The sequence below is a fragment of the Actinoplanes sp. NPDC000266 genome, from assembly GCF_042899005.1.
Classification (GTDB): domain Bacteria; phylum Actinomycetota; class Actinomycetes; order Mycobacteriales; family Micromonosporaceae; genus Actinoplanes.
Map to the genome: position 1 here is coordinate 1020755 of NZ_JBIAZI010000003.1, position 10554 is coordinate 1031308.

General features: G+C 72.3%; 10 protein-coding genes. 5 read left to right on the top strand and 5 right to left on the bottom strand.

Annotation, left to right across the window (positions count from 1 at the left end; all coding sequences use genetic code 11):
- The first annotated feature begins 81 nt into the window (after window positions 1-81).
- The 3 genes from ACFY36_RS16175 to ACFY36_RS16185 all read left to right on the top strand — a co-directional run bounded on the left by ACFY36_RS16175 (window position 82) and on the right by ACFY36_RS16185 (window position 3506).
- A complete protein-coding gene (locus tag ACFY36_RS16175) occupies window positions 82-708 on the top strand; it encodes a hypothetical protein (RefSeq protein ID WP_499746742.1) in 627 nt (208 codons plus the stop codon).
- 16 nt (window positions 709-724) lie between these two features.
- Window positions 725-1222 (top strand): VOC family protein, encoded by a 498-nt coding sequence (locus ACFY36_RS16180; RefSeq protein WP_499746743.1) that lies wholly within the window; start codon window positions 725-727, stop codon window positions 1220-1222.
- A 70-nt stretch (window positions 1223-1292) separates the two neighbouring features.
- Window positions 1293-3506 (top strand): rhamnogalacturonan lyase, encoded by a 2214-nt coding sequence (locus tag ACFY36_RS16185; protein WP_499746744.1) that lies wholly within the window; start codon window positions 1293-1295, stop codon window positions 3504-3506.
- Here the strand turns inward: ACFY36_RS16185 and ACFY36_RS16190 are convergent.
- Complete coding sequence (locus ACFY36_RS16190) at window positions 3476-4018, bottom strand: GNAT family N-acetyltransferase (RefSeq protein ID WP_499746745.1); 543 nt, start codon at window positions 4016-4018, stop codon at window positions 3476-3478. The two genes, ACFY36_RS16185 and ACFY36_RS16190, sit on opposite strands and share 31 nt — an antisense overlap.
- Before the next feature lie 115 nt (window positions 4019-4133).
- On the opposite strand from ACFY36_RS16190, the gene aroA reads away from it, so the two are divergent.
- Window positions 4134-5387: a 3-phosphoshikimate 1-carboxyvinyltransferase gene (aroA, locus tag ACFY36_RS16195; protein ID WP_499746746.1), complete on the top strand. Its 1254-nt coding sequence runs from the start codon at window positions 4134-4136 to the stop codon at window positions 5385-5387.
- A gap of 17 nt (window positions 5388-5404) precedes the next feature.
- Here the strand turns inward: aroA and ACFY36_RS16200 are convergent, their stop codons facing one another.
- Window positions 5405-6427 (bottom strand): aldo/keto reductase, encoded by a 1023-nt coding sequence (locus ACFY36_RS16200; protein ID WP_499746812.1) that lies wholly within the window; start codon window positions 6425-6427, stop codon window positions 5405-5407.
- 85 nt (window positions 6428-6512) lie between these two features.
- On the opposite strand from ACFY36_RS16200, the gene ACFY36_RS16205 reads away from it, so the two are divergent.
- Window positions 6513-7340 (top strand): helix-turn-helix transcriptional regulator, encoded by an 828-nt coding sequence (locus ACFY36_RS16205; protein ID WP_499746747.1) that lies wholly within the window; start codon window positions 6513-6515, stop codon window positions 7338-7340.
- Here the strand turns inward: ACFY36_RS16205 and ACFY36_RS16210 are convergent.
- The 3 genes from ACFY36_RS16210 to ACFY36_RS16220 are packed head-to-tail and all read right to left on the bottom strand — an operon-like array spanning window position 7337 to window position 10523.
- Window positions 7337-9466, bottom strand: coding sequence for a protein kinase domain-containing protein (locus ACFY36_RS16210; protein ID WP_499746748.1), 2130 nt, complete (start codon window positions 9464-9466; stop codon window positions 7337-7339). The genes ACFY36_RS16205 and ACFY36_RS16210 overlap by 4 nt on opposite strands.
- Window positions 9463-10236 (bottom strand): PP2C family protein-serine/threonine phosphatase, encoded by a 774-nt coding sequence (locus ACFY36_RS16215; RefSeq protein WP_499746749.1) that lies wholly within the window; start codon window positions 10234-10236, stop codon window positions 9463-9465. The genes ACFY36_RS16210 and ACFY36_RS16215 overlap by 4 nt, the downstream gene beginning before the upstream one ends.
- Window positions 10233-10523, bottom strand: a complete 291-nt coding sequence (locus ACFY36_RS16220; protein ID WP_499746750.1) for an FHA domain-containing protein — start codon at window positions 10521-10523, stop codon at window positions 10233-10235. The genes ACFY36_RS16215 and ACFY36_RS16220 overlap by 4 nt, the downstream gene beginning before the upstream one ends.
- Window positions 10524-10554: the final 31 nt, after the last annotated feature.

Consider the following 10554-nt stretch of genomic DNA (forward strand, 5'->3'; position numbering starts at 1 on the left):
CCACCAGGCTCAACTCGGCCGGCCGGCGGCCGATCTCCACAGAACGGTCCCTCCCCCGGACCGGTCTCGGAGGTACAAGCCTTGAGCCTCGCCCGTTACGGCGCCCGCTCGGCCGGGTTCGCCCTGCTCTACCTGTTGGCCCTGCTCGCCGGGCACGCGCTCGACGGCGCGCTCTGGCCGGCCGCCGCCGTGGGCGCGGTCTGGCTGGTGGCGCAGGGCGCGTACGGCCCGCGCCGCTTCGACGCGCTGGCCATGCTGGTGGTGGCGGCGCTGGTGCCCGACACCGACAACCTTCTCGAAGCCGCGACCCAGGCCATCCCGCAGGTGGTGCCGGCGGTGCTGTTCGCCTGGCTGCTGGACCGCTGGCTGCCGCTCTACTGGCACGGCGTCAAGGGCGATCCCGCCCGCCTGGCCGGCGCGTCGGCCATCGCCGCGATGGCCGGAGCGGTCCTGCAGAGCGTCCTGTTCGCCTCCGATTTCACCCTCGGCACGGCCGGCTGGGCCGTGGTCCGCGACTTCCTCGCCGTCGCGGTGACGGTCGTGGTCATTCGGGAGATCAAATTGAGGTACGCCCCGAAGCCGCGCGAAATCCGTGAGGTGCCCGCCGAGAATCCCCGCGAGACGTTGCGCCACCGCCTCGACGAGGTCTTCAAGGAGGAGCCGAAACCGGGTCCGCGAAAGCGCTCACACCTGCGCATCGTCAAGTGAGCTCTAGAGTCGGGCCATGACAACCCCCGATCCCGCCGCCCGTGAGGCCGAGCGCGCCCGCCTGCGCGAGGCCCACCTCAAGCCGCCCGGCGCGCGGCCCGCCTCGACCGCCCGTGGACTGCACCACACCGCGCTGATCAGCAGCGACGTGGAACGCACCATCCGGTTCTATCAGGACGTGCTGGGCTTCCCGCTGACCGAGCTGATCGAGAACAGGGACTACCCCGGCTCGTCGCACTTCTTCTTCGACATCGGCCACGGCAACCTGCTCGCCTTCTTCGACTTCCCCGGCCTCGACGTCGGCCCGTACGCGGAAGTCCTCGGCCGCCTGCACCACATGGCGATCAGCGTCGAGCCGGCGAAATGGCACGCGCTGATCGGCCGCCTCACCGAGGCCGGCGTCGAGCACGAGGTGCACAGCGGCGTCTCGGTCTACTTCCGCGACCCCGACGGCGCCCGCATCGAGCTGATCGCCGACCCGCTGGGCGAGATGTACGGCCAGCACGTGCTCTGACAGTTGACCCATCGGCGCTCGTCGATGCACACTCTCCGGGGAAAGCGCTTACCTAGCCCCGGAGATCGCCATGACCTCTCGCTTGGCGTACGTCGCAGTGCTGCTCCTGACGGCCACCGCCGCCGCCACCGCCCCCGCGCCCGCGACGGCCGCCGCGCCGGGCCGTCCGGCCATGGAACGGCTCGATCGCGGCCTCGTCGTCGCCACGACCGGCGAGGGGCGCTTCCTGAGCTGGCGGCTGCTCCGGGGCGAGCACACGGCCTTCCACGTCTACCGCGACGGCCACCGCATCGCGACCGTCTCCGGCAGCACCAACTACCTGGACCGCGAGGGCCCGCCCGGCGCGCGTTACCGGGTCGCCCCGGCCGGCCCTGGCCCCGCCGGCTCGGCCACCGCGTGGGACGCCGCCTACTACGACCTGCCGCTGCGCAAGCCGGCCGGCGGCGTCACCCCGGCCGGCGAGGCGTACACCTACTCCGCCAACGACATGAGCGTCGGCGACGTGGACGGCGACGGTCAGTACGAATACGTCGTCAAATGGGATCCCTCCAACAGCAAGGACGTCTCACAGGTCGGCTACACCGGCCCGGTCTACATCGACACCTACGAGCTCGACGGCACCCTCCGGCACCGCATCGACCTGGGCGTCAACATCCGCGCCGGCGCGCATTACACCCAGTTCCTGGTCTACGACTTCGACGGCGACGGCCGCTCCGAGATGATGTTCAAGACCGCACCCGGCACGAAGATCATCCGTTACGCGCCGGACGGCCGCGTCCTCTCGCAGCGCCACATCACCATGCCGCGGGCCGACATCCGGGCCGGTTACGCGCACACCGACGACTACCGGCTCAGCGCCGCCGGATACTACGAGCACCTGGTCGGCGTCTTCCAGGGCTGGCACGCGCATCCGGAGGTGGTGGCCGGCCGGTGGCCCGCGACCCTGGAACAGGCCTTCGGCATCGCCCCCGCCTACACCTATCCGCTGAGCCGCGCCGACGCCGCCGCCCTGGCCGACTACTTCATCGACGTCTACGCCCCCGCCCGCAGCCCCCGCAACGCGCTGCGCGCCTTCGACGGCTTCATCGTCGACGGCCCCGAATATCTGACCGTCTTCGAGGGCGCCACCGGACGCGAGCTTCAGACCATCCCGTACCGCCCGGGCCGGCACGACGACGGCCTCATGTGGGGCGATTACGCCATGCCGCGCATCGAGCCCGGCAACCGGGTCGACCGTTTCCTGTCCGGCGTGGCCTATCTGGACGGCCGCCACCCCTCCGCCGTCTTCGCCCGCGGCTACTACACCCGCTCGACGCTGGTCGCCTATCGCTGGGACGGGCGGCGGCTCACCGAGAACTGGCACGTGGACAGCGGCTGGACCCCGATGACCAACCCCTTCAACGACACCCCGCACGGCCGCGACGGCACCGACCCGGAGTTCGCCACGCTCACCACCCAGGGATTCCACTCGCTGAGCGCCGCCGACGTGGACGGCGACGGGCGGCACGAGATCGTCTACGGCTCGGCGACCATCGACGACGACGGCAGCCTGCTCTATTCCTCCTTCGGCGTGCTGCCCGAGGGCAGTGCCGCCCCCGGCCAGCGGGTGCGGCTCGGGCACGGCGACGCCATGCACGTCACCGACATCGACCCCGGCCGGCCCGGGCTCGAGATCTTCACCGTGCACGAGAACGCGGCCCTCGCCCCGTACGGCATGGCCATGCGCGACGCCGCCACCGGCGAGGTCCTGTTCGGCACCTACTCCGGGCGCGACACCGGACGCGGCATGGTCGGCGACGTGCTGCCCGGCACCCGCGGCCTCGAGTCGTGGGCCAGCATGCCCGGCGGATCGGAGGCCCTGGGCGTACACACCGCGACCGGCCAGGTGATCCCCGGGCCGATCCCCGGCACGAACCAGAGCATCCACTGGGCCGCCGACGGCTCGACCCAGATCGTCAACGGCGCCCTCGACGTGACCCCCACGATCGACGACTGGCAGCGCGGCCGCCTGCTGACCGCCGAGGGCACGCTGGCCAACAACGGCACCAAGGGAAACCCGAGCCTGGTCGCCGACATCTTCGGCGACTGGCGCGAGGAGCTTCTCGTACGGACCGCGGACAGCTCCGCCATCCGCGTCCACCTCAGCACGGAGGTCACCACCCACAAGCTCACCACCCTCATGCACGATCCGCAGTACCGGGCCGAGGTCGCCCGCCAGCAGACCACCTACAACCAGCCGTCCTACCCGGGCTTCTATCTGGCCGCCGACCGCGACTGGGACTGACCCGCCCCGGCCGGCCGCCGCATGGCGACGCGGGGCCAGCGGTCGAGCCCGATCGCGGCCTCGTGCTCCCGGACCGCCCGCAGCCCCGGGCCGAGCTCCGCCTCGCCGAGCACGGTGAACCCCCGCCGCCGGTAGTAGGGCGCGTTCCACGGCACCTCGGCGAACGTGGTGAGGGTCAAGGCGGGAGCGCCGGCCTCCACCGCGTACGTCTCCGCCCGGTCGAGCAACGCGGAGCCGGCGCCTTCGCCCTGGCGGCTCGGATGGACCGACACCTGCTCGACGTGGACGTCCCCGTCGACCAGGCGAGCCAGCAGATAGCCGATGGGCGGCCCCGGCCCGTCGGCCGCCACCCAGGCCCGCCCGGCGCGCTGATAGTGCGTGAGCACCTCGAGCGCCGGCGGCTCGTCGTCGGCGATCGCCGCCATACCGATCGCGCGGAAGCTCTCGCCGGCGGCGCGCTCGATGTCGCGCAGCGGCGGAAGGTCGGCCAGAAGTGCTGCCCTGATTCGCATCGCGCCATTGTGGCGGCTCTCGCGAAGATCGTTTGAGTTGTCCACAGCGGGGCGGTTATCCACAGGCTGGAAATTCCTCCGGCACGGCCGGGGGCGATCCCGGAAGAATGGGCGCGTGACCGATTCCCGCGCCATCCAGCCACTCACCCGCCCGCTCAACGCCGTCGTCCGCCCGCCCGGCTCCAAGAGCATCACCAACCGGGCTCTGCTCTGCGCCGCCCTCGCGCCGGGCGAGTCCACTCTCACGGGCGCCCTGTTCGCCGACGACACCCGGGCGATGATGGCGGCGGTGGCCGCGCTGGGCGCGTCCGTCTCGGCCGACCCCCTTTCCCGTACGGCGTCGGTCACCGGCGGCGGATCGCCCGCCGAGGGCGCCGTCGTCGACGCCCGTCAGTCGGGCACGACGTCGCGGTTCGTCCTTCCGGCGGCGGCCCTGTTCGCCCGCCGCACGGTCGTCGACGGCACGCCGCAGCTGCGTGCCCGCCCGTTCGGGCCCGTGCTCGACGCGCTGCGCCAGGTCGGGGCCAAGGTCGAGGAGCTGGGCGAGCCCGGCTTCCTGCCCGCGGCGGTCAGCGGCCCCATGCACGGCGGCCCGGTCCACGTCAGCGGCCACATCTCCAGCCAGTTCCTGTCCGGCCTGCTGATGGCCGGGCCGCTGATGCGCGACGGCCTTCAGGTCTCGCTCACCTCCGAGCTGGTCTCGGTTCCCTATGTCGAGATGACCAAGGCCGTGATGGCCGCCTTCGGCGCGACCGTGGAGGGCCTGACCGTCCGCCCGGGCTCTTACACCGCGCGCACCTATGACATCGAGCCCGACGCCAGCGCCGCCTCGTACTTCCTGGGCGCCGCCGCCATCGCCGGCGGCCGGGTCACCGTGAGCGGTCTCGGCACGGCCAGTCTTCAGGGGGACGTACGCTTCGCCGACGTCCTGGAGCGGATGGGCGCCACCGTGACCCGGACGAGGGATTCGCTCACCGTGAGCCGGACCGGCCCCCTGCACGGCGTCGACGTCGACATGGCCGACATCTCCGACACCGCCCAGACCCTGGCCGCCGTGGCCGTCCTCGCCGACTCCCCCACCCGGGTCCGCGGCATCGGCTTCATCCGGGGCAAGGAGACCGACCGCATCGCCGCCGTGGTCACCGAGCTGCGCCGCGCCGGCATCGACGCCGTCGAGGACGAGGACGGCTTCACCATCACGCCCGGCACCCCGAGGCCGACCCGGTTCGAGACCTACGAAGACCACCGCATGGCGATGAGCCTGTCCCTGCTGGGCCTGAGCGCGCCGGGCATCGAGATCCTCGATCCGGGGTGCGTGGCCAAGACCTACCCCGACTTCTTCACCGACCTGGAGGCCCTCAGAAGCTGACGTTCCCCAGGGCCGGGTCAGCGGCGGCGGGCGGCCGGCTCCAGCAGGGGGTTGAGCCAGCTGTTGTCGGCCGGGTTGAGGGTCAGGCCGGGCGGGACGATCTCGTCGATACGGTCCAGCACGTCGGGGGTGAGCACGACGTCCGCCGCGGCCAGCTGGGAGTCCAGGTGCTCGATCGTGCGCGGGCCGATGATCGGGGCGGTGATCGCCGGGTGGCGCAGCACGAAGGCGATGGCCAGCTCGATGAGCGTCAGGCCGGCCTCGTCGGCGAGGTCGGTGAGCTGCTCGACGGCGGTGAGCTTGCGCTGGTTCTCGGAACGGGTCATGTCGAAGCGGTTGGCCAGCCGCCGCCGGGCCTCCGAGGCCGGCAGGTCCTGCGCCTGCCGGCTGTAGCGGCCGGACAGCCAGCCGCCGGCCAGCGGGCTGTACGAGATGACGCCCATCCCGTAGCGCTGCGCCACCGGCAGGACCTCGTTCTCGGCGTTGCGGACCAGGATCGAGTACGGGGGCTGCTCGGTCACGAAACGTTCGCGGCCCCGGCGCTCGGCGACCCACTGCGCCTCCACGATCGTCGACGCCGGGAAGGTGGTGTGACCGATGTAGCGGACCTTCCCGGCTCGTACGAGATCGGTCAGCGCTCCGAGGGTCTCGTCCAGGTCGACCGCCGGGTCCCAGCGGTGCACCTGGTAGAGGTCGAGCCGGTCGGTGCCCAGCCGGCGCAGGGAGTCCTCGGCCGCGCGCGTGATCCACCGGCGTGAGTTGCCCCGGTGGTTGGGGTCGTCGCTCATCGGCATGTTGGCCTTGGAGGCGAGCACTATGTCGTCGCGGCGGCCCTTGATGGCCTTGCCGACGATCTCCTCGCACTCTCCGGCCGAATACACGTCGGCCGTGTCGACGAAGTTGATCCCCGCGTCGAGCGCCCGATGGATCACCTTGATGCTCTCGTCGTGGTCCTTGTTGCCCCAGTCGCCGAACATCATGGTGCCCAAGCACAGTTTGCTGACCGAGACGCCGGTACGCCCGAGCGGGCGATGTTCCACCATGAGCCGAGCCAACCGCATCTTGGCGCCGCCGGGGAGGCCGGGTCCCACCCAGGGTCTGCCAGACCCTGGTTAGGGTCGGATCATGGACTTCCCGGCCGAGCTGCGCGGTTTTCTCACCACCCGCCGCGCCCGCCTCACCCCCGACCAGGCCGGTGTGCCCAAGTTCTCCGGCGTGCGGCGGGTGCCCGGGCTGCGCCGTGAGGAGGTCGCCCACCTCGCGGGCGTCAGCGTCGACTACTACACCCGTCTGGAACGGGGGCGGGTGGCCGGCGCCTCCCGCGAAGTCCTCGACGCGGTGGCCCGGGCGCTGCGGCTCGGCGAGGACGAGCGCGACCACTTCCTCAGCCTGGTCGCCGCGATCCAGCGGACCAGGCCCGAGCGGCCGGCCGGACGGCCCGTCGTCCGGCCGGAACTCCGCCGCGTCCTGGACGCCCTGGCCACGCCGGCGTTCATCCAGAACGACCGCCTGGACTTCCTCTACGCCAACCGGCTCGGCCGGGCCGTCTTCTCCCTGCAGCCTGGGGAACCTTTCAACACTCTGCGCTTTCAGCTGCTCGATCCGAGGGCCCGCGACTTCTACCTCGACTGGGAAGGCGCCACCCACAACGGCGTCGCCGTGCTGCGCGCCTCGGCCGGGCGGGACCCCGGCGACCAGCACATCGCCCGGCTCGTCGACGAGTTGTCGGCCCGGAGCGACTACTTCCGGGCCCTCTGGGCATCCCACGACGTCCTGCGCTACCGGCGGGGCGCGAAACGCTACCGCCATCCCCTCGCCGGCGAGCTGACCTTCGACTACGAGTCGTTCCGGGTCAACGACGATCCGGCCCTGACCATGCTCGTCTACACCGCCGAGCCGGGCTCCCGCACCGCGCGTGCCCTGACTTTCCTGGCCTCCGACGGCGCTCCCTAGGCGGCCGCCCCGCTCGCCAGGGAAGCGAGATACATGATGATCGTGATGGCGGCGAAGACGAAGCCGACCGCGCCCAGCCCGATCGCCCACGTGGAGGCGGCCCGATGGCGGGTACGCCGGGCGCGGACGCCGAAGTACACCGCGGCCGGGCCGGCCAGCGCGCCGGCGGGCGGAGCGCAGAACGCGATGACGCCGCAGACCACGCCGATCGGGACGCTGACGCGGTCCATGTTCGCGCGGCTCTCCGCGATGCGGCGCTGCTCCTCGGCCAGGCGGGCGCGTTCGGCCTCGACGTGCTGATCCCGCGTCTGCTGGGTGGCGACCGGGGCGGTCAGCATGAGCGCGGCGTGCCACGGAGCCTCCTGCCGCGGGTCCGGGCGATCAGCCACCAGGGCGCGGAACCACGGCTGCCGCAACGCCTCGGCGTTGCTCGACGCCCCGGCGGCCGGTTCGGCGAACAGGCTCTCCTGACCGGCGTACGAGGCGACCAGCAGTTGCATCCGTAACGTCTGCAAGTCACCCTGCGAGATGGTCACGCCGGTCTGCCGCAGCCGGGCCTGCGCGGCTTCGACGTTGCGATGCCAGCGGTCGTCGAGCAGCGCGTAACCGGCGCAGCCGGGGGTGTCGTCGCAGATGGTGAGGATGCCGTCCTCGTAGATCTGGCCGAGGATCTGCCGGGCGGCCGGCTCGTTGGCGATGGCGTCGCGGGTCAGCGCGCGCAGGCTCGCGTCGTCGAGGCGGCGGCCGTTGAACTCCGGCGGCGAGTCCGGATCCAGCGCCATGATGACCTGCATCAGGCCGCGCTCCGGGCGTTCGTCGACGCCGTCGTTGAGCGCCTGCACCGCTTCGTTGCGCTCGTGCTTGGTCATCCAGTCCTTGAGGGCCAGATAGGTGGGCGCCTTGACCGCGCGCCCGGCCAGCAGCCGGCGGCCGCCGCCCCAGTCGCGGCGCAGCGCGGCGGCCAGCGCCACCGGATCGTTGTAGCCGACGCCCTCGAACACGAACGTCGCGCTGCTCTTCGTCACCGGGCGGCCCGGGTCCCGCGCCGGCTCCGGGTCGGCCACCGGCGGTTTGCCGCCGGCCCGCCACGCGGCCGTCTGCCCCGGGCCCCACCGCTTCTCCGGCACCCGGGTCAGCAGGCCGCGCACGAGCAGGCGCCAATGGTCGTCGGCGATGTCCGACACCGAGATCTCGCGGCTGATCAGGATGGAGGTGATCACCTGTTCGTTGAACCAGGTGCCGTCCGGGTTCTGGAACGGGTTCCGGCCGGTCAGCAGCTCGAACATGATGATGCCGAGCGACCACCAGTCGCTCCACTTCGAGGTGTGGCCGGCGATCGCCTCGGGCGGCGCGTAGGCCGAGGTGCGCGAGTTGGTGCCGTGGGCGTGGGTGGCCTCGATGAACTTGGTGAGACCGAAGTCGGCCAGCACCAGGTCGGCCGGGTTCATCGACCGGATCAGCACGTTGCCGGGCTTGATGTCGCGGTGCACCATGCCGAGCGAGTTGGCGTAGGTGATGGCCGGGGCCAGCTGGTCGAAGACGTCGAGGATCTTGTCGGCCGGCCAGGGCGCCGGGTAGCGGCTCATCAGCTGCTCGAGGGAGCCGTACGGCGCGTACTCGAGGATCTCCCAGACGTATCCGTCGCCGCGGCCGTAGCCGAGCAGGCCGATCAGGTGGCGCGGGTCGGCCGTGCGCAGCCGGTTCAGCTTCTCCTCGTCGAGGGGCAGGTCCTGGCGGCGGTAGAGCCGCACGACGCACTCCGCGCCGGTCGCCCGGTCCCGCACCAGCAGCAGGTCGGCCTCGCCGCCGGCGCCGAGCTCCCGGACGTAGTCGTAGTCGCGGCGCAGCGTGGGAGGAAGGTTGACGCGCGCGAAGGGCTCGGACGCCACGCCACCGTCGCGCGTCGTGCCAGGAGCGCCGGCGGCATCGCGAGTAGTGCCAGGAGCGCCCGCGGCGTCACGGGTAGTGCCAGGAGCGCCCGCGGCGTCGCGGGTAGTGCCAGGAGCACCCGCGGCGTCGCGAGTAGTTCCAGGAGCGCTGGGAACGGCGGCGTGGTCGCGGACCGTGCCGGGGACGCCGGCCACTCCGCGGACGGCGCCTGGGTAGCTGTGTCCGTCGTCGGTCACTCGGTGCTTCCTTCCTGGGAGGGGCCGGCCGCCGGGACGGCGGCCAGCACGATGGAGACGTTGTCGCGGGCGCCCGCGTCGAGCGTGGCCCGCAGCAGGCCCTCGACCGCCGTACGGGGATCGGCCGCCCCGGCCAGCTCGGCCTCGATCCGCTCCGGCGCCAACTCGTCGGTGAGGCCGTCACTGCACAGCAGGAACTGGTCGCCCGGGCGTACCTCGATCTCCAGGACGTGCGGTTCGACCGCGGTCGTACGGGACCGGCCGCCCAGCGTCTGCGTCACCACCGTCGCGACCGTGGCCTCGCCCGGCGCCGGCGTCACCGAGTCGTCCTCGGACAGCTGCACCATGTGCGAGTCGCGCAGCAGGAAGCAGCGGCTGTCCCCCACGTTCGCGCAGATCATCTTCTCGCCGGCCAGGACCATCAGGACCACCGTCGAACCCATGCCGCTCCACGCCGGGCTGAGCGCCATCTCGGCGTACACCGCCTGATTGGCTTTCCGTACGGCCTCGACCACCGCCTCCCGGTCGTGGAAGAACGGCGCCGCGTCGGCGATCGTGGCCGCGGCCAGACGGCTCGCCCGGCCGCCCTCGGCCTGCCCGCCCAGGCCGTCCGCGACCAGGCAGGTCACCGGCCGGACGGGATCGACCGCGAACCGCACCGGCTGGCCCTCGACCACGCCGGACACGAAGCCGGCCACTGAGACCGTGTCCTCGTTGTGGTCGCGGGCGCGGCCCCGGTGGGTCACCGCCACCACGTCGACGGGCCTCACGACGCCCCTCCCGTCACGGTCGCCTCGAGGCGGGCCGCGAACCGGATCTTGTCGCCGGCGCGCACCGGCGTCTCCTCGTTCGGCGCGAGGCGCTCGCCGTTGACGAAGGTGCCGTTCATCGAGTCGAGGTCGACCACGGTCAGGGCGCGGCCGTCGCTGCGCACCTCGGCGTGCCGGCGGCCGACGTTCGTGTATTCGGCGAGGTGCCCGGCGATCGGCGAGTTCTCGCGGCCCACCACCAGCGGCCGGCCGGCGCGCACGGCGACCGTCCCCCACGCGAAGCTCAACGTGGGAACGCTCAGCCCGCAGGGCCGGCAC